Annotated in this window: 15 protein-coding genes, 1 pseudogene and 1 other annotated feature; of the genes and pseudogenes, 11 read left to right on the top strand and 5 right to left on the bottom strand. The window is 47.2% G+C overall.

The features are described 5' to 3' along the window. Window positions 1-2 precede the first annotated feature (2 nt). The 8 genes from PP175_RS20420 to PP175_RS20385 all read left to right on the top strand — a co-directional run bounded on the left by PP175_RS20420 (window position 3) and on the right by PP175_RS20385 (window position 10,634). Window positions 3-2,165 carry an RNA degradosome polyphosphate kinase gene (locus PP175_RS20420; RefSeq protein WP_272440069.1) on the top strand — a complete coding sequence of 721 codons (2,163 nt, stop codon included), beginning with the start codon at window positions 3-5 and terminating at the stop codon, window positions 2,163-2,165. 202 nt (window positions 2,166-2,367) lie between these two features. Continuing rightward, entirely contained in the window at window positions 2,368-3,717 is a 1,350-nt protein-coding gene (gene hemA / locus PP175_RS20415) for a glutamyl-tRNA reductase (protein WP_272440068.1), read from the top strand. Between the two features lie 38 nt (window positions 3,718-3,755). Continuing rightward, the gene (locus PP175_RS20410) at window positions 3,756-4,577 is read left to right on the top strand and encodes a cytochrome C assembly family protein (protein WP_272440067.1); all 822 of its coding nucleotides are present in this window, start codon (window positions 3,756-3,758) and stop codon (window positions 4,575-4,577) included. Window positions 4,578-4,618: 41 nt separating this feature from the next. Further along, on the top strand, window positions 4,619-5,545 hold the full coding sequence (gene hemC / locus PP175_RS20405) for a hydroxymethylbilane synthase (protein WP_272440066.1): 927 nt from the start codon (window positions 4,619-4,621) through the stop codon (window positions 5,543-5,545). Further along, a complete protein-coding gene (locus tag PP175_RS20400; protein WP_272440065.1) occupies window positions 5,542-6,324 on the top strand; it encodes a uroporphyrinogen-III synthase in 783 nt (260 codons plus the stop codon). Before hemC ends, PP175_RS20400 begins: the two co-directional genes overlap by 4 nt. Before the next feature lie 30 nt (window positions 6,325-6,354). Further along, complete coding sequence (gene hemB, locus PP175_RS20395) at window positions 6,355-7,335, top strand: porphobilinogen synthase (RefSeq protein WP_272440064.1); 981 nt, start codon at window positions 6,355-6,357, stop codon at window positions 7,333-7,335. 27 nt (window positions 7,336-7,362) lie between these two features. Further along, a complete protein-coding gene (hemL, locus tag PP175_RS20390) occupies window positions 7,363-8,652 on the top strand; it encodes a glutamate-1-semialdehyde 2,1-aminomutase (protein WP_272440063.1) in 1,290 nt (429 codons plus the stop codon). Window positions 8,653-9,137: 485 nt separating this feature from the next. After that, window positions 9,138-10,634, top strand: coding sequence for a LysM peptidoglycan-binding domain-containing protein (locus PP175_RS20385; protein ID WP_272440062.1), 1,497 nt, complete (start codon window positions 9,138-9,140; stop codon window positions 10,632-10,634). Between the two features lie 279 nt (window positions 10,635-10,913). On the opposite strand, the gene PP175_RS20380 is transcribed toward PP175_RS20385, so the two are convergent. From PP175_RS20380 to PP175_RS20370, 4 genes and pseudogenes are all read right to left on the bottom strand, one after another. After that, a complete protein-coding gene (locus PP175_RS20380; RefSeq protein WP_272440061.1) occupies window positions 10,914-12,011 on the bottom strand; it encodes a zinc ribbon domain-containing protein in 1,098 nt (365 codons plus the stop codon). 11 nt (window positions 12,012-12,022) lie between these two features. Then, window positions 12,023-12,205, bottom strand: a pseudogene (locus tag PP175_RS20375) (IS607 family transposase); the annotation flags it as partial. Next, entirely contained in the window at window positions 12,139-12,336 is a 198-nt protein-coding gene (locus PP175_RS30125; protein WP_442870394.1) for a MerR family transcriptional regulator, read from the bottom strand. The pseudogene PP175_RS20375 and the gene PP175_RS30125, both read right to left, overlap by 67 nt. A gap of 143 nt (window positions 12,337-12,479) precedes the next feature. Next, the gene (locus PP175_RS20370; protein ID WP_272440060.1) at window positions 12,480-12,662 is read right to left on the bottom strand and encodes a hypothetical protein; all 183 of its coding nucleotides are present in this window, start codon (window positions 12,660-12,662) and stop codon (window positions 12,480-12,482) included. Between the two features lie 145 nt (window positions 12,663-12,807). Continuing rightward, window positions 12,808-13,034: a binding site (T-box leader), on the top strand. Between the two features lie 53 nt (window positions 13,035-13,087). On the opposite strand from PP175_RS20370, the gene PP175_RS20365 reads away from it, so the two are divergent. From PP175_RS20365 to murC, 3 genes are read left to right on the top strand one after another with little or no spacing between them, the layout of a single operon-like run. After that, complete coding sequence (locus PP175_RS20365; RefSeq protein WP_272440059.1) at window positions 13,088-15,751, top strand: valine--tRNA ligase; 2,664 nt, start codon at window positions 13,088-13,090, stop codon at window positions 15,749-15,751. Window positions 15,752-15,758: 7 nt separating this feature from the next. Then, window positions 15,759-17,099, top strand: coding sequence for a bifunctional folylpolyglutamate synthase/dihydrofolate synthase (locus tag PP175_RS20360; protein WP_272440058.1), 1,341 nt, complete (start codon window positions 15,759-15,761; stop codon window positions 17,097-17,099). 1 nt (window position 17,100) lies between these two features. Continuing rightward, window positions 17,101-18,507: a UDP-N-acetylmuramate--L-alanine ligase gene (murC, locus tag PP175_RS20355; RefSeq protein WP_272440057.1), complete on the top strand. Its 1,407-nt coding sequence runs from the start codon at window positions 17,101-17,103 to the stop codon at window positions 18,505-18,507. Between the two features lie 74 nt (window positions 18,508-18,581). Here murC and PP175_RS20350 read toward each other — a convergent pair whose 3' ends face one another. After that, window positions 18,582-19,154, bottom strand: coding sequence for a prepilin-type N-terminal cleavage/methylation domain-containing protein (locus tag PP175_RS20350; protein WP_272440056.1), 573 nt, complete (start codon window positions 19,152-19,154; stop codon window positions 18,582-18,584).

The following is a 19,154-nucleotide window of genomic DNA, read 5'->3' as shown; positions in this document are numbered from 1 at the left end:
TCATGGGGGAGAAAATTGATTCACAACAACACGCACTACAAATTGATTTCGACTGCAAAGATTATTACATAAACCGGGAACTAAGCTGGCTTGCATTTAACCGCCGTGTGCTGGAGGAAGCAGAGGACAAGCACAATCCTGTCCTTGAACGGCTAAAGTTTCTATCCATAACCAGCTCTAATCTGGATGAGTTCTTTATGGTTCGGGTGGGGACGTTAAAGGACCAGGAGAAGCATATGGTTACATCACCGGAGAACAAAGCAGGAATGACTCCTGCCCAGCAGCTTGCCGCTATTTCCCGGGAAGCGCACCGGCTTGTTAAGCATCAGTACCACATTTTCAACCATGAAGTTCTTCCTGAGCTTGATCAGAATGGAATTTGTTTTCTCAAGCCAAAGCAGCTGACGACAGAGCAGGAGAGTTTTGTACACCGTTATTTCTATGACCGGATTTATCCGGTGCTGACTCCAATGGCTGTAGATGCCAGCCGTCCGTTTCCTCTTCTTTTTAATAAAAGTGTGAACCTCGCTATTTTGCTAGAAAGCGAAAAAGACGCAAAGACGAAGCTGCTGTTCGCAGTGGTGCAGGTGCCAGCCGTTCTGCCGCGGTTTATAAAGCTGCCCGGGGAACAAGGGAAAGCGGAATTTATCCTGCTGGAAGATATTATCTGCCACTATGCCGATTTCCTGTTTAAAGGCAACCGCATTCTGACTGTTCAGCCTTTCCGTATTACACGAAATGCAGATATGACGCTGGATGAGGAAGGTGCAGAGGATCTGTTAAAAGAACTGGAGAAAGAACTAAAAAAGCGCAAAAGAGGTTCTGCTGTACGTTTAGAGATTACGCATGACATGGATGAATACCTCAAAGGGATTCTGGCAGAATCGCTTGAAATTGAATCGTGTGATGTATACGAAGTAAACGGGCCTTTGGATTTAACATTCTTGATGAAGTTTTCATCACTGCCCGGTTATGAACATCTGCGCAATAAAGAGTTGCCTCCTCAGCCGCCAGCCGATTTTATTGGCGAAAATGACATTTTTGAAGCCATTGCCGACCGAGACATTATGGTCCACCATCCGTATGAATCTTTTGATCCGGTTGTTCATTTTGTTAAGCAAGCGGCAGACGATCCAAATGTGCTGGCCATCAAGCAGACGCTGTACCGGGTCAGCGGTGACTCTCCGATTGTAAACGCGCTTGCCAGGGCAGCGGAGAATGGCAAGCAAGTGACCGTGCTTGTGGAGTTAAAAGCCCGGTTCGATGAAGAGAATAACATCGTATGGGCCAAAAAGCTGGAGAAGGCCGGATGCCACGTAATTTACGGCCTTGTCGGACTAAAAACCCACTGTAAAATTACCCTTGTTGTCCGGCAGGAGGGCAGCGAACTTGTTCGCTATGTCCACCTCGGAACAGGCAATTATAATGATTCGACCGCGCGCATGTATACGGATTTAGGCCTTTTTACATGCGATGAGGAATTTGGAATCGATGCCTCGTACATTTTCAATCATTTGTCCGGGTATTCGAAGACGCCAAAGTGGAAAAAGATTGAGGCGGCGCCAGTGGGGCTGCGCAATAAATTTCTGGATTTGATAGATCAGGAAATCGACAAAAGCACGCCGGAAAAACCGGGACGCATTATTATTAAAATGAATTCCTTAACCGATAAGAAGCTCATTAAGGCCTTATTCAGAGCTTCTGCCGCCGGTGTGCAGATAGATTTAATTATCAGGGGTATTTGCTGCCTGCGGCCCGGTATTCCGGGCGTAAGTGAAAATATTCGTGTTCGGAGCATTGTGGACCGTTTTCTTGAACACAGCCGCATCTATTATTTTCACCACGGTGGAGACGAGCAAATCTATCTCTCCAGTGCCGACTGGATGACGCGGAACATGGAGCGGCGTGTGGAAATTCTGTTCCCGGTTGAGTCGGCTCCGCTAAAAAAACGCCTGAAAGAAATGCTGCATATCTATTTAAGAGACAATGTTAAAGCGAGAGAACTGCATCCGGATGGATGTTACACGCACATTGAACCGCAGGATGGGGAGAAACCCGTTCGCAGCCAGATTTACTTTTATGAGCAAGCCGTGAAAAATACAAGAAATATTCACAAAACCCCATACATGGAGCAGTTTAAACCGAAAACCCACCTTGATGAATAGCTGTTCTTTCTGGCCCCCCTGTTTGTTTAGGGGGGTGTTTGTTTTGCCATACTGTTAGTGCCTTCAAAAACTCTTCACATTTTCTTTTAATTATCCTCAACAGGAGTGGTATAATAAATGGGTACTTTAGAAAGTGCACAGGCACTTTAAACGGTTGGAGATAAAAGAGAGAGAATTCATTAAGCAGGATGGGGTGTCAATTATGCATATTCTATTAATTGGTTTGAACTACCGCACAGCCCCAGTTGAAATACGCGAACGGTTTGCCTTTAATGATGAAGACAAGCCTCGTGCTATATCTATGCTTCTCAATACGAAAAGCGTGCTTGAGGGAGTCGTGCTGGGAACATGCAACCGGACAGAGATTTATGCGGTGGTTGATCAATTGCATACGGGACGCCATTTTATCAAGGCCTTTCTTTCGCAATGGTTTGATGTTCCACGCGAGGATTTTATCGATCATATCTATATAAAAGAAAACGATCATGCTGTGCGCCACCTTTTCAGGGTTGCATGTGGCCTCGATTCTATGGTTCTTGGAGAAACGCAAATACTCGGTCAGGTGAAGGACGCCTTTCAGCTTGCTCAGGAACATAAAGCTTCCGGAACCGTGTTTAACACCCTTTTTAAGCAGGCCATTACCCTGGCGAAGCGCGCTCAGTCTGAGACCGACATCAATAAAAACGCGGTATCAACCAGTTATGCAGCGATTGAGCTTGGGAAAAAAGTATTCGGCTATTTCAACGATAAAACCGTGCTGGTGCTTGGAGCCGGCAAGATGAGCGAGCTGACAGCTAAACATCTCCATGCTAATGGGGCTGCAAACGTCATCGTTGCCAACCGGACTTATGAGAGAGCGGTTGCACTTGCGGAGAAATTCCGCGGTTCAGCCTACCCGATGGAGCGCCTGACGGACGGGCTGATTGAAGCCGATATCGTCATCAGTTCCACCGGGGCAGACGGATATGTTGTAACCAAACACGAGATTGCATCCATTATGCGAAAACGGCGCAATCGCACGCTTTTCATGATTGATATTGCCGTGCCGCGAGATCTCGATCCCGCTATTAACGAACTCGAAGGTGTTTATCTATACGATATCGATGACCTTGAGGGAATCGTCCAGTCTAACTTAAAGGAACGCGAGCTTGAGGCGGAGAAAATCGGGATAATGATCGGCCAGGAGCTGTACGCCTTTAAAAGCTGGCTAAATACGCTTGGCGTTGTACCGCTTATTACAACACTTCGCGAGAAACTGCTGAATCACCAGCAGGAAGCCATGCGCAATATCCAGAACAAATGCGCAGACTTAACCGAAAAAGAAATACGGATGATTAATAAACAAACGCGCAGCCTAATTAATCAGATTATGCACGATCCGATTGTTCGCATTAAAGAAATGGCGGGGCAGCCGGGATCTGAGGAAGCGCTGAATATGTTTATTAAACTGTTTGCGCTTGAGGATATGCTGGAGGATGGGGGACAGCAGGCTGACGCAAGGGAAGAATCGTATATTCCCGTGCTTCATCGCCGGGTTGTTACCGGACAGTAAATCCCTGTTCGCTCCTGATACGAGAGGAGTTATGCACATTGATCCGTGAAAGTTTAATTTACGGCTTAATCATATATTTATATGCAAGTAGTGTTCTCCTCTATTTTGCAGACTTCATGAACCGCAGCCGGAAGGTCAACCGAATTGCCTTCTGGCTGCTTGCTATTGTATGGGCGCTGCAAAGCGTCTTTTTTGTCATGAGTATGATTGAGAAAGATTATTTTCCTGTACTTACCTTGTTTGAAACGCTGTTTTTTTATTCATGGATACTTGTGACGTTATCGCTTGTCATCAACTACTTCTTCCAGGTTGATCTGCTTGTCTTTTTTACGAATGTATTAGGTTTTGCTGTACTGGCTGTTAATCTCTTCGCAAATCAGAATGCCTCTCCGCTTGTGGCAGAGCGGTTGACATCGGACCTTCTGTTCATTCACATAAGCCTGGCAATGCTAAGCTACGGTGCTTTCTCCTTGTCCTTTATTTTTTCCGTGATGTACATCGCAGAAGATAGAATGCTAAAGCAGAAAATATGGAACAAGTGGATGCGGCGCCTGCCGGGGCTTGGCCTGCTGGATATGTATTCTTACCGGCTGAACATGGTAGGGGTACCGATGCTTCTTATGGCTATTATACTTGGAGGACTCTGGGCACATCTTAAAGTGACCACGAATTTCTGGCTTGATCCGAAAGTGCTCGTGTCGGTTGGTGTGCTGATTTTTTATGCATGGTATTTATACCAGCGGGTCACATTCGGCTGGCAGGGCAGAAAGCTTGCCATGTGGAATATTGGCGCTTTTATGCTGGTGTTGATAAACTATTTGCTTTCCGGTTCGGTCTCATCATTTCATCAATGGCTGTGATTCGCCAACCATTATCATAATTAGAAGGAATGGGATAACGCATGAGAAAAATTATAGTAGGCTCAAGACAGAGTGCCCTGGCGTTAACGCAGACGAACTGGGTAATCGACCAGCTGGCAAGCTTCGGCCTGCCTTTTACATTTGAAGTGAAAAAAATCGTAACGAAAGGGGACAAAATTCTTGATGTCACACTATCTAAGGTAGGCGGTAAGGGCTTATTTGTGAAAGAAATTGAGCAGGCAATGCTTGATGGTGAAATTGATATGGCGGTGCATAGCATGAAAGATATGCCCGCCCAGCTTCCACAAGGTCTTATGATTGGCTGTGTTCCCAAGCGCGTCGACGTGCGGGATGTGCTGATCAGCAAAGACGGGAAGAAGCTCGCTGAACTTACTCAAGGTTCTATTGTGGGAACAAGCAGCCTGCGCCGGGCGGCACAGCTGAAGGCATGCCGGCCTGATCTTGTGATTAAACCGATACGCGGCAATATTGATTCCCGCATTCGCAAGCTAAAGGAGGAGGATTTCTCTGCTATTATTCTGGCTGCAGCCGGGCTTGAGCGCATGCAGTGGAAGGGCGAGGTAACCGAATACCTGCCGGTTGACGTCAGCCTTCCCGCTGTTGGGCAGGGGGCGCTTGGCATCGAATGCCGGGACAATGATAAAGAAGTGCTGGATTTGCTTTCGAGGCTGAATGATGTGGCTACGAATTTTGCCGTTCGTGCGGAACGTTCTTTCCTAAATACGCTGGAGGGCAGCTGTCAGGTTCCGCTGGCCGCCTATGCGGAAGCGCAAACGGATACCGTAAGGCTGAGAGGTCTGGTGGCCGAGGGGGATGGCAGTGTGATTCTAAAGGAGACTATGGAAGGATCAAACCCGGAACAGGTAGGCAAAAGCCTGGCAAACCGCCTAAAGGAGCGGGGAGCTGCTGACATTTTGCGCAGAGCGCGTGAGGAAAGTGCTGAATGACTGTCGCGAAGGAGCCTCTTTCCGGAAAGCGGATAGTGGTTACGCGTTCTTCCGGTCAGGCAAGGGACATGCAAACACTCATTGAACGGCTTGGCGGCACAGCCGTCATGTGCCCAGTTATGAAAATAGTGCCTCCGAAAGATCAGGCGGCTTTTGACGCAAGCCTGGCCCGTCTGGCATCATTTGACTGGATTATATTCACAAGTGCTAATGGCGTCCGGTTTTTCTTCCAACGGGCGGAGCAACTGGGGATTGAAGCCTTTGACACAGCCTGCCGCGCCAAAGTAGCGGCTGTAGGGAGCAAAACGGCAGAGGCACTTGCTGCACAGGGCATGCCTGCACGCTTTGTCGCAGATACGTTCACGGCAGAAGGCCTAATAGAGATCTTAAAAGATAAGGTGGCCCAAGGTGAGAAAGCCCTCCTTCCAAGGGCAAACATCGCCCGTAAAACACTTCCTTTGGCACTGGCAGCGCTTGGGCTGGACGTGACAGATGCACCGGCATATGATACGGTTGCTGCAGAGGAAAATTTTCTAGAGACGAAGGAGCTGCTTCGGCAGCGTCTTATCGATATCATCACATTTGCCAGCTCTTCAGCGGTTCGGTTCTTTCTCGCGGGGCTCGGCGAAGACAACAGGTCCCTTCTCGAAGGGGTTAAAATAGCTGTTATCGGGCCTGTAACGGCCAGAACGGCACATGAACAAGGACTGCACGTGGATATTGAGGCTGAGGAATATACAATTTCCGGCCTGGTTGACGCGATTGTGCGCCATTCCTGATTGTTGTCACACATTTAAGGAGGAATTACCATGGTAGACAATTTTAAACGGCATCGCCGCCTTCGTACAACAGCAGCCATGCGGAATCTTGTACGTGAAACTTCATTAGAAGTGAACGATTTTATTTATCCGATCTTTGTCGTTGAAGGCGAAAATATCAAAAAAGAAGTAAGTTCTATGCCAGGTGTTTACCACTATTCACTCGATCGCCTGGAAGAAGAAATAGAAGAAATAGCGGGTCTTGGCCTGCAGTCGATTATTCTGTTTGGCGTTCCTAACCAAAAAGATGAATGCGGATCCGAAGCTTTCAACGATGAAGGGATCGTGCAGAAGGCGACACGCAAAGTGAAGCAGTGGGCCCCTCACCTTGTCACGATTGCGGATACATGCCTCTGCCAGTATACAGACCACGGGCACTGCGGGATGATCCACGGCGATTATGTGGATAACGATTCAAGCCTTGAGCTGCTCGTTAAAACCGCTGTCTCCCAGGCAAAAGCGGGTGCGGATGTTATCGCGCCTTCCAATATGATGGATGGTTTCGTTGCTGCCATCCGTGCAGGGCTGGATGAGGCGGGGCTAACCAATGTGCCGATCATGTCGTATGCGGTGAAATACGCTTCCCAATTCTATGGCCCTTTCCGGGATGCTGCACATTCCACGCCGCAGTTTGGCGACCGTAAAACGTACCAGATGGATCCGGCTAACCGCAGAGAGGCCATGAGAGAAGCGGCTTCAGATGTAGAAGAAGGAGCAGATATTCTGATTGTGAAGCCGGCTATGGCATTTATGGATATCATTCGTGAAGTAAAAGACAATTTTGACCTTCCAGTGTGTTCTTACAATGTGAGCGGGGAATATTCTATGATTAAAGCCGCTGCACAGCGCGGCTGGGTTGATGAGAAAGCCATTACGCTTGAGATGCTTACAGGCCTCAAACGTGCCGGCTCTGATATGATTATTACGTATTCCTCGAAAGATGCGGCGCGCTGGCTGCGTCAATTAGACTAGCATACATGCGCCAAGGAGGCTGTCCACGTGGGTAAATCATTCGATAAATCAATTGAAAACTTTGCGGAAGCGAAGAAATATATGCCAGGCGGGGTAAATAGCCCCGTGCGCGCCTTTAAATCTGTCGGGATGAATCCCATTTACATGGACCATGGGGCCGGCTCGAAAATTTATGACATTGACGGCAATGAATATATTGATTTCGTCGGTTCCTGGGGTCCCCTGATTCTTGGGCACTGTCATCCTGAAGTACAGCGGGCGCTGCGGGAAGCGATGGAGAAAGGCACAAGTTTCGGCGCTCCAACAACCATCGAAACAGATATGGCCAGACTTGTATGTAAGATTGTCCCTTCCGTTGAAGTGGTTCGCATGGTTAACTCCGGCACAGAGGCAACAATGAGTGCGCTGCGCCTGGCGCGCGGCTATACGAAACGGGATAAAATTTTAAAATTCGAAGGTAGCTATCATGGGCATGGAGACAGCCTGCTTATTAAAGCCGGTTCCGGGGTGGCAACGCTCGGCTTGCCTGACAGCCCGGGGGTTCCGGAGTCGATTGCAGCCCACACGATCACTACAGCGTATAACGATCTGGACAGTGTAAAGGCCACCTTTGAAAAATTTGGCCATGAACTGGCTGCTGTCATTGTGGAACCCGTTGCGGGCAATATGGGTGTTGTGCCTCCGCAACCAGGATTTCTTGAAGGTCTGCGTCAATTGACTGAACAGCACGGGACAGTCCTCATATTCGATGAGGTCATGACCGGTTTTCGTGTGGATTACCACTGTGCCCAGGGACGGTTTGGTATTACGCCGGACCTGACCACCATGGGCAAAGTTATCGGTGGCGGCCTCCCGGTTGGGGCCTATGGTGGGAAAGAGGAAATCATGCGCCAGATTGCACCAGACGGACCGGTATATCAGGCGGGGACCCTCTCCGGCAATCCGCTGGCTATGACGGCGGGTTACGCCACACTCAAAGAACTTGGCAAGCCCGGGGTGTATGAAGAACTGGAGAGTAAAGCAGCCCGGCTGGAAGAAGGAATAGCGGCTAATGCCCGCGAGCTTGGCATTCCTGTCCATCTTAACCGGGTAGGTTCAATGGTGGGTATGTTCTTTACCGGTGAAAAGGTTGTAAACTATGAAACGGCCAGAACATCCAATTTGGAGCGTTTTAGCAAATACTTCCGCCTGATGGCGGAAGCGGGCGTTTCCCTGCCGCCATCTCAATTCGAAGGCATGTTTATCTCTACCGCACATTCGGCCGAGGACATCGAACGGACCATCCAGGCCAATTATGAAGCCTTTAAGCAACTATAATACAACACTTTAACGAAAGCCGTTCTCCTGTTCGTACAGGGGGATGGCTTTTTTGCAGTAGAAAGTTTATTCCACTTTAAAGTCTTAAAGTCATTTTCTGTTGGGATCGATAGGTCCGATTTTCTTTGTTGATGTGGAAAGTTAATGTGCTTCACAGTATTCAAGGCCGTCGGTGATTTTTTAAAAGGGACCTGCGGTCCCGAAACACCAAAGAAAACATCGTGAGGCGCATGTCCGCACCTTTCTTTCCCCTTGTGGAGCGTGTGGAACAGAGGACGAAAAAGACCGGCAACTGACTCCATCATTGAGATACCCAGATGTTTTGCCGGTCCGTCCGTCGTTCCACAAAGCGGCCGTAAAACTTCTATGAGGGGAAAGGAGAGAGCGGCATGGCCCACGATGTTTTTCTCCGGTTTTGGCATATCTATGATTTTCTCCCTATATATTTAATAAAGAAGTGAATCGTGAAAGGAGGAATAAGCAACATGAATCAGGGTAATCATAACATGCTTTCATTTCCTGTCCAGGACGCCTTTTTTGTCAACCATAACGAAAAGGAGATACAGGAAATCGATGAAATAGAACTGACCCCCGTTATCTCCATTCAAGAAACGGATGACGATATAACCATTTCAGGTTATCTGCTGCTGGCAGGCAAGTATATCGGCAAGCAGGAGGGTTCGGCTACCCCTTTTATGAATAACAATTCCCCCGAATCCCCTGGGTACATTGATTCAGTCAAATTTAATCCGTTTGCGATCGAACCGGTTGATTATACGGAAGAGGAGATTCCGCTTATTACCTTCTCGCACCGGACACCCGTGCACATTCGAATTCCGCGCGAACGGGTCAAAAACATTAAAGATGTGTTTGCGACGATTTCAGCTTTTGACTATGATATTCAATCTTCACGCAAGCTCACCATCACAGCGGAATTGGCCCTAAATGGGATTACACAATTTATCTCCCCGTCCGCTGCGGAACCGGAGGAAGTTGAAGAGGCGATTACTGATAAGGGAGAAGAAAGCCGGATACTCAGCCCGGGCATAAACGCAGAGTGGCTGGTTGCCGGGGATGTGTTTAGTCATGCTGAACAAGCAAAACAACCTGAAACAAAAGTGGACAATATAAGCGATACGTTAGAAGAACGGGCAGAGATTGAGTCAGACGAACAGGAGGAACAGGAAGAACAGGAAGTAAAAGCAGAAGAGGTAAGAGCAGAGCCTGCGAAAGCAGAAACAGCAAAAGCAGAAACAGCAAAAGCAGAACCGACGAAGGCAGAAGCAAATGAGGCAAAAACGGAATTGGCGATTATCAAAGACGCCATTCAAGAAGTAAAGGCGGAGAAAAAAGCTGAAGAAAGCCCTGCCGGGGACAACAACATTGCTTCCAAGGAGGCAATCTCGGAAGAGGAGCTTAAGCCTATTATAGAAGAAGAGAGGGCGCTCGTAAAAGGGGAAAGCCGGGAAGAAGTAGAGCAAAAGGTAGAGCAACAGAAAGAGGACGAGGAAGAGACAGAAGACCGAAGCGCAGAAGCCGTGGAAGAGGAGTCGGAACCAGAAGAGCAAACAAGGGAAGAAGTGAAAGTGGCTATCACCCTGAAAGGAACCAAATCCGAGCCGGTAACAGTTAATCCTTCTACTCTGTTTACGCCGAAACCTAATGGGCAGGACAGCCAGCAAGAAGCGCCTTCCGTAGCTTATGCGATGGAGAACCGCAATGAGAATGAAAATATAAGCACGGAAGAAGAAGAAGGGCCAGCCGCAAAAAATCGGGATAGTGCGCTTTATCTCACCACTTTTATGAGTCAGGAGGAAACTTATACAAGGCTGAAAATGTGCATTGCCCAGAATGATGAAACCCTGGATGCGATTGCCGAGCGCTATAGTGTAACACCTGCTGATATTGCCCAGGCGAATGGACTTCATACAAACGTAGCCATTGCCAAAGGCCAGGTTCTGTATATACCAGTCCGAAGTTAAACCCGATACATCAAAGGTGAGCCCTTTTCGTTCATGCCAATGGTGGCTGGTCCAAATACAGATTTTTAGGTAATTCGCTCCTTATCTTTCGGTAAGGTCTTGGTTGAGCCAGTGAACAAGCTGGTACAGGCAAAGGCTCCCTGCCATCACGAGTCCTTCCCACAACCGTAGAAAAATCCGGAAAGCAAAGGTTCTGTCCTACTCCCGAAGTAAAATATAGCTTCTTCCGTGGAAGGGTGGCGATATTTGTAATAGGGCAGAACCATATTTTTTAATTTTTTATGAAGCTGTTAAGGTAAGTCGTTTTTCTAGTATTCTTTTCACTTCTTTGTAAGGTGTAATTAGGTTGATTTCCTTATCCGTTTTGCGTTTTTTGATATTTTTGCTGGCATTGATATCGGCATGCATCGTACCGCATTTCTTGCAGGTGAATACATCTTGTTTACGTTCACCAAACGAATCACATTTATGGCAAACTTGCGAGGTATACGCTGCGTTTACAACAGTATGAGCCACATTCCATAAATTACACTTAAATTCTATCCGCTCTTGTATGTAATTAATCCAGCGCGACAGCTTACGCTTAATGTGCTTCGGAAATTTATCGTTCCAGCTGACAAAAGACAAATCTTCTGTTATAACCTCGCTTGGCTGTTCTACAAGATAAAACTGGTTCAAGCTAAAGTTTATATAGCTCTTTGCCGTTTCATCATGTTTATGTTTCAGGCGATTGTATTTCTTTCTGCCAAAATTGTTTAGTAGGATACGTTCGGCTTTCTCGTGATTTCCAGCTCGTTTATGCTTATCCATCAACGCCCATATCTGATTCCGTTTCCGGTTAACCTTGTTAAGGCGTTCCGTTTCCTTGTTCAACAACTCATTTAATTTTTGACCGTATAAATTGCCCGAAGAAGTAGAAATAAGCGTGCGATGACCTTTATCCAAACCCACTATATTTTTATATCTCCAGATTTGCTTCATTTTTGTTATTACACAATGATGAAGTTCTAATTGTTGGTTTTCTTTCATCACAATACGAAGAAGCAGATTATGTACATATTTTTCTCGTAGGATAAGAGAAGAAATTTTATGGGGTCTAGCAAACGACTTCCGTGTCAAAATGGCATAAAAACAGGGGGCCGCTTTTAACACATAGTAAAGGTATAACTTTTCATCTTCTGTCAGATGAGGATTTTTACGAATCGCAGAACGGATACTGTTTTTAGCATTTGACCAAAGATATTGCTTTGCAATATGGTGAACTTCTTCCCAATCGCTCACATGCGTACTATGTTGTTTGACGGTTCGTTCAAACCGTTTGATAACCTTCGGTTTTTGTTTTTCTTTGCCATCGTTAGACCCTTCTTTGAACCACATATTTGCCGAATCTACAATACTTTTATTTTATGGCTTCTACTTCCATAAAGTTTAGCGGAAAAAGCCGTGATAATGAAAAGAACATCTTCGACTAATTCTTCTTCATATCTCTTTTGTTCATCCTTATTCAAAATGACAATCTCCACACCGTGAATTCGACACATTTCAAAAATAATTTCACTACCATATCTAAGCCATTTACATAAGACAGAACATGACCCAAATTGTACCTTCTGTGCCCGCCAGATGTACGTTCTGATTTAATTTTGCCTTCCTTTTCCCAATGACGAACAGTATCAACTGTAACACCCACCGCTTCTGCCACTTTTCCAACATTAACCTGAATAGGGGAAACGCACCGTTTCTTTGTTGTTATCACTATTATAAAAAAAGCTATTGATTAATTCAATTGATTTGCATAACAATTCAGATATTTCATTTAGCTGTATTTTACCTCTTTTTTGTGTGTTAAACCCAATCAAGCAGTAGGGCAGCATACACTCCGATTAACACGAGGAGCAGAAGCACATCGAAGGAAGTAGGGAAAATAAGCGTGCGAACTAGCTGGAAAACGATAAAAGGAATTAACAGTTGAGTGGCTCCATATCGGATTTTTATATAGAAAGGGTGGCAGCGCCAGCCTTTTTTCATAAGATTCACCTACTTTTGTTATGCTCATACAGCTTATGAGGGAAATCGAGGGATGGTGAAAAATTTGCTGAAAAAAAGCTAGGTATTGTTGAATGTTGACTAACTTATAGGTAACTGGGTACAATAATACAATAAGTTTCATATGATCTTGGCAATGACGAGGAAGAGTATATCAGGAAGCCATACCAGAGAGCGGGCCGCCGGTGGAAGGCCGCATGGAAGTACTGATAGAAGGTAGCCTCAGAGCTGTCTGCTTGAAAGCTTAGTAGAGCAGACCGGAGTTTTCTCCGTTATGAGAATGAAGTGAACCTGCGTCTTTATGTGGCAGGTTAACAAAGGTGGTACCGCGAAATCAACTCCTTCGTCCTTTGGCCGGACGCAGGAGTTTTTTTATTGCTCATTTATATCTTTGTGGAGGTATTGGAATGTCCAGTCAGGAAAACAATCAGATCGAGATGCCAACGAAATACGACCCGAAGGCCGCTGAAGCCAAGTGGTACCCGTTCTGGCGTGATAATGGCTATTTTAAAGCGGAGCGAAATCCGGATAAAACGCCTTTTACTATCGTAATTCCGCCGCCAAACGTAACCGGTAATTTACATATTGGACATGCGCTTAATAACACACTGCAGGATATCATGATTCGCTTTAAGCGCATGCAGGGGTTTGACGCGCTCTGGGTACCGGGAATGGACCATGCCGGTATCGCTACCCAGGCCCGCGTAGAGGGCAAGCTTCGCGAAGAAGGCGTGTCCCGCTATGACCTGGGCCGCGAGAAATTTGTAGAAAAGGTATGGGAATGGAAGGATCGCTATGCGGATATTATCCGCCAGCAGTGGACAAAAATGGGGCTTTCGCTGGATTACAGCCGCGAGCGCTTTACGCTGGATGAAGGGCTGTCCCGCGCGGTTCGCGAAGTATTTGTGCGCCTCTATGAGAAAGGTTTAATCTATCGCGGAAAATACATTATTAACTGGGATCCGGCAACCCGGACCGCTTTGTCGGATATTGAGGTCGAATACAAGGACGTGCAGGGAGCTCTCTACCATCTTCGTTATCCGCTAAAAGACGGCACAGGCTCCATTGAAGTCGCGACAACCCGTCCGGAAACGATGCTCGGCGATACAGCGGTGGCTGTTCACCCGGAAGATGAACGCTACCAGCACTTGATCGGAAAAACCGTTATCGTTCCTATCGTAAACCGCGAGATCCCGATTGTGGCTGATGATTATGTAGATCGCGAATTCGGAAGCGGTGCGGTAAAAATTACCCCGGCTCACGACCCGAACGACTTTGAACTGGGCCGCCGCCACGATCTGGCGCAGATCCTTGTAATGGATGAGGCCGGCAAAATGAACGAGAATGCTGGTTCCTATCAGGGCCAGGACCGTTTTGAATGCCGTAAAAATATCGTGCGTGATCTGCAGGAGATGGGCGTTCTATTCAAAATTGAAGAGCACATGCATTCGGTTGGGCACAGCGAGCGCAGCGGCGCCGTTGTAGAGCCATACCTTTCTACCCAGTGGTTCGTGAAAATGGGTCCGCTCGCTGAAAAGGCGATTGCGGACGCAAAATCCAAAGAGGGTGTTGCGTTTGTACCAGACCGTTTTGAAAAGATTTATCTGCATTGGATCGAAAATGTACGCGACTGGTGTATTTCCCGCCAGCTGTGGTGGGGCCACCGCATTCCGGCGTGGTACTGCGAAGACTGCGGTGAAATCATCGTATCCCGTGAGGATGCTCACACCTGCCCGCACTGTCAGAGCAGCCGCCTAAAGCAGGATAATGACGTACTGGATACGTGGTTTAGTTCAGCCCTCTGGCCGTTCTCCACACTTGGCTGGCCGGATGAAACGGAAGATTTGAAGCACTTCTATCCAACCGATGTGCTTGTAACTGGGTATGATATTATTTATTTCTGGGTGGCCCGCATGATCTTTACGGCCCTTGAATTCACCGGGGAAAATCCGTTTAAATATGTATTGATAACCGGACTTGTCCGTGATGCGGAAGGGCGCAAGATGTCCAAATCGCTCGGCAACGGGATCGATCCGATGGAGGTTATCGAGCAGTACGGCGCAGACGCCATGCGCTATATGCTTGCTACTGGCTGCACACCTGGTAACGATCAGCGCTTCCGCTGGGAACGGGTTGAAGCGGCGCGCAACTTTGCTAATAAAATCTGGAATGCCTCCCGCTTTGCCCTGATGAATATGGAAGGCTTCACCTATGAAGATATCGATATTTCAGCAAACCTTGGCATTGCGGATAAGTGGATTCTTCACCGCCTCAATGAGACGGTGAAGGAAACGACCAGACTGCTCGATGCGTTTGAATATGGTGAAGTTGGCCGTGTGTTGTACAACTTCGTGTGGGATGAGCTGTGTGATTGGTATATCGAGGTGGCAAAACTTCCGCTCTACGGGGAAGACGAGGCAGCAAAGAAAACAACGCGTTCTGTGCTTGCATACGTGCTGGACCGCACCATGCGCCTTCTGCATCCTTTTATGCCTTTTGTAACAGAAGATATCTGGCAGCACCTGCCGCATAAAGGAGAAAGCCTCATTCGCGCCGAGTGGCCAACATACCGCGAAGATTTAGTGGACGAAGAAGCTGTGAAGCAGATGAATCTTCTTATCGATGTAATCCGCGGCGTGCGCAACATTCGGGCGGAAGTAAACGTGCCGATGAGCAAGAAAATTGAGTTGTTGATCAAGGCTGCTGATGCCAGTGTGCTTTCTTACCTGGAAGGCGGGAAAGCCTATATTGAGCGTTTCTGCAATCCGGAAGTGCTCCAGATGGGCACTGATTTAGAAGCGCCGGATAAAGCGATGACAGCCGTTCTCTCAGGTGCCGAATTGTACCTGCCGCTCGCCGGGCTTATTGATATAGGCAAAGAAGTAGCGCGTCTGGAAAAAGAACTCGAAAACCTGAATAAAGAAGTGGAACGTGTCCAGAAAAAGCTTGCGAACAAAGGTTTTGTCGATAAGGCGCCTGCTCGCGTTATAGAAGAAGAACGGGCTAAAGAAAAGGATTACCTGGATAAGCAGGCGAAAGTGCACGCAAGAATCCAGGAACTTAAAGGATGAGATCACGTTGAATTCCGAACATAACTTAACAGATGCGCTGGCCTGGCTAAACAGCCTTGAAAAAGCCGATATTCGGCCAGGTTTGGAACGCATGGAATATATGATGGAACGGCTCGGCCACCCGGAGAGGCGGTTAAAATTTATCCATATAGCCGGGACCAATGGAAAAGGGTCGACGTCGGCTTTCCTCAATCACATTCTGATGAAAGCCGGCCACCATGTTGGATTTTTTATGTCTCCTTATATTGAATCGTTTTATTCACGCATACAGTATAATGGGGAGCCTATTTCTCATGAAGATTTAACCTTGCTCACCCAGAGGATTCGTCCGATCGTTGAAGAAATGAATAATATGGAGGCAGGTGCCCCTACAGAGTTCGAGGTTGTAACGGCACTTGCTATCCTGTACTTCGCTACCGTCACCTTCCCGGATGTTGTCATCTGGGAAGCGGGACTTGGCGGCAGGCTGGATTCTACCAATATCGTCAACCCAATTGCTTCGGTCATTACGAGCATTGGCCTCGATCACATGAACATACTGGGGGATACCATCCCCTTAATTGCAGCTGAGAAAGCGGGAATTATTAAAAGCGGCGTGCCGGTTATAACAGGCGTACGCGATCCGCAAGCTCTGCAGGTTATCGAAGAGACGGCCAAACAGAAGCGCGCCGCGATCTATCGTCCAAACCGCGAATACCAGGTAAATCGCAACGGCAAGCAGAGCGATCCCCCAAGGGAAAGCTTTGATTTTCAAGGGCTGTTTGGATCACTGCAAGATTGCAGGATGAATATGGCTGGCCAGCATCAGGTTGAGAATGCGGGTGTGGCATTAATGACGCTGCAGGTGTTAAACCAGTACTATGCCATGTATGTCAATGAGCAACACATCCGCGAGGGCCTGCTTGAAACAGCCTGGCCGGGCAGATTTGAGAAGATAAGTGATGCACCCGTTATGATTCTCGACGGCGCGCATAATGTTGCCGGAACTCGTATGCTTCGCCAAACGATTGAGGAGTATTATCCCGAACGCAGAGTATCTCTTCTTTTCGGTGTACTGGCTGATAAGCAGTATGAGCAAATGATAGAGATTCTTGCACCAATATGCAGCGAAGTATGGGTTACCCGGATAGACAGCCCGCGGGCAGAATCACCCGAGAAAATCGCAGGCCTGTTCCGAAAACATTTGGATAGTGATAAGGTGCATGCGTTTGCTGACTGGAAGGAAGCTTTGCATGCTATTGTACATACATCAGAATCGGAATCACTGCTTCTCGCGACGGGTTCGCTTTATTTTATTGCAGATGTAAGAAAAGAGTGGCAAGAAAAGTATAAGAAAGCTGGTGAATAAGATGAACACATCGATTTCAAACCAACCAGAACAGGAAAGGCAGCATGTTCATTTTATCGGCATTGGCGGCTATGGCATGAGTGCGATTGCCAGGGTTATGCTGGATATGGGATACCAGGTGACCGGCTCCGATGTTGCGCAGAAAGAATTGACGGAAAAACTCAGCAAAAAAGGTGCTCAAGTGTTCATCGGCCACCATGCTGACAATGTCAAGGGAGCAGAATTAGTCGTCTATTCAACTGATATCCCGAGTAATAACGTGGAGCTGGCAGCGGCTAAGAAACAGGCGATCCCGCTGATCCACCGCTCCCAAATGCTCGCCCGCATCCTGAACGCAAAGAAAGGGGTTGCGGTGGCGGGAGCCCATGGGAAAACAACGACTTCCTCAATGATTTCACTCGTAATGGAGAAGGCGGGGACTGACCCGACTTATATTATCGGCGGCGAAATTATGGACGTCGGCAGTAACGCTAGAGCGGGTACAGGCGAATATGTTGTAGCTGAAGCCGATGAAAGCGATGGAACGTTCCTGGAGTATTATCCGCATATTGCGGTTGTTACCAACATTGAGCCGGACCACCTGGAAAATTACGACGGGGACTTTGAAAACCTGAAGAATGCGTACCGCCAATTTCTGTCCCAGGTTACAGATGGCGGAACGGCTGTAATATGCAGCGACGATAAGTATCTTCAGGAAATGCTCAAAGAGATAAAAAAGGAAGTTTCCATTGTAACCTATGGGCTTAATGGAACACCCGATTATCGTGCGGAAAACATCGAGCCGGGGGATAGGACCATATCCTTTGATGTGGTGTACAAAGGCGGTAAGCTGGGCCGCATGACGCTGTCAGTACCCGGCATCCATAATGTATACAACGCGCTCGCCACTACGGCTGTGTGTTTGAAGGCGGGGCTTACCTTTGATGCTATCGTGGAGGCCATTAAAAACTTTCACGGTGCCAAACGCCGCTTCCAGGTGATCGGGGAAGTTAACGATATACTCGTTGTGGACGACTATGCCCACCATCCAACCGAAATAGAAGCGACGCTTAGCGCGGCCCGCTCCACCAATAGGCGGACTATCGCGATCTTCCAGCCGCAGCGTTATACGCGGACGTTCTTCCTGCTCGATGACTTCAGCCGTGCTTTCAAGGAAGCCGATGAAGTGATCATCGTGGATATCTACTCGCCGGCCAACGATAAGCAGATTGAGGGAATCAGTGCGGACAAACTTGTTGAGCTGATCAAACAGAATAGCAATCCGAATGCGCGCTACCTTTCGACAAAGGAAGATGTGCTGGCTTACCTGGAACCGAACGTGAAACCGGGTGACCTCGTGCTCACGATGGGCGCCGGTGACATTTGGAAGGTTGCGGAGAAGCTGGTTGAGAAATTAAGAGAAAAATAGAACAGCAGGCAAAAGGCAGAAGCCCCCTTAATTCACAACTGTGAAATGAGGGGGCTTTGTCCGTTTACATAAAATTAATTGCTAGTTTGATCATTTAAGACCTTTATTGTAGTAACTAGTGTTTTTGCCGGAGACATACTTTTTCTTTCTCCAGATAAACCAACGATTTTATAATCAAATGTAATGGTTAACTGTACAAGACTTGGCGCTGTCTGATTAAATCCTACATCTGAAACGTTGGTGGCAATTGGGATTCCATTTGTATAAGTGGAATTTGGTGGGCTAGCTATTTGGTCTGCTGAATTTCCACTAAAGTTGTAAATCAATAGCGTATGATTGATGGAATTAAAATAGAGAGTTTTCCAAATCGGATTGCCTGAGTTGTCGTATACTTGAAATCGTAACTCTTTATTTTTGAAGGACGTGCTAGGTGGACTAGCAACTGCAACTTTTATAACATCACTCATATTAGTGGTTAAGGCAGAAGCGACCATTCTGTACTGGATATCATCCCCGTAGCGCTGTGATGAAGAATTGAATTCAAGATTAATCGTGTTAAATAGCGAAAACACTATAAATATAAAGATGGAGCTAATGGCAGTGGCCAACAATAATTCAAGTAAGGTTAATCCTTTCTCATTTCTCAT

Source organism: Aneurinibacillus sp. Ricciae_BoGa-3 (assembly GCF_028421645.1).
Lineage (GTDB): Bacteria > Bacillota > Bacilli > Aneurinibacillales > Aneurinibacillaceae > Aneurinibacillus_B.
Note: the sequence above shows the minus strand (reverse complement) of the source record. Positions and strands in the feature narration are given on the sequence as shown.

Bases quoted from the DNA above. Each gene is read 5' to 3' on its own strand.
- PP175_RS20420 (WP_272440069.1), top strand. From the start codon at position 3: ATGGGGGAGAAAATTGATTCACAACAACACGCACTACAAATTGATTTC.
- hemA (WP_272440068.1), top strand. From the start codon at position 2,368: ATGCATATTCTATTAATTGGTTTGAACTACCGCACAGCCCCAGTTGAA.
- hemC (WP_272440066.1), top strand. From the start codon at position 4,619: ATGAGAAAAATTATAGTAGGCTCAAGACAGAGTGCCCTGGCGTTAACG.
- PP175_RS20400 (WP_272440065.1), top strand. From the start codon at position 5,542: ATGACTGTCGCGAAGGAGCCTCTTTCCGGAAAGCGGATAGTGGTTACG.
- hemB (WP_272440064.1), top strand. From the start codon at position 6,355: ATGGTAGACAATTTTAAACGGCATCGCCGCCTTCGTACAACAGCAGCC.
- PP175_RS20385 (WP_272440062.1), top strand. From the start codon at position 9,138: ATGAATCAGGGTAATCATAACATGCTTTCATTTCCTGTCCAGGACGCC.
- PP175_RS20380 (WP_272440061.1), bottom strand. From the start codon at position 12,011: ATGTGGTTCAAAGAAGGGTCTAACGATGGCAAAGAAAAACAAAAACCG.
- PP175_RS20370 (WP_272440060.1), bottom strand. From the start codon at position 12,662: ATGAAAAAAGGCTGGCGCTGCCACCCTTTCTATATAAAAATCCGATAT.
- PP175_RS20365 (WP_272440059.1), top strand. From the start codon at position 13,088: ATGTCCAGTCAGGAAAACAATCAGATCGAGATGCCAACGAAATACGAC.
- murC (WP_272440057.1), top strand. From the start codon at position 17,101: ATGAACACATCGATTTCAAACCAACCAGAACAGGAAAGGCAGCATGTT.
- PP175_RS20350 (WP_272440056.1), bottom strand. From the start codon at position 19,154: ATGAGAAATGAGAAAGGATTAACCTTACTTGAATTATTGTTGGCCACT.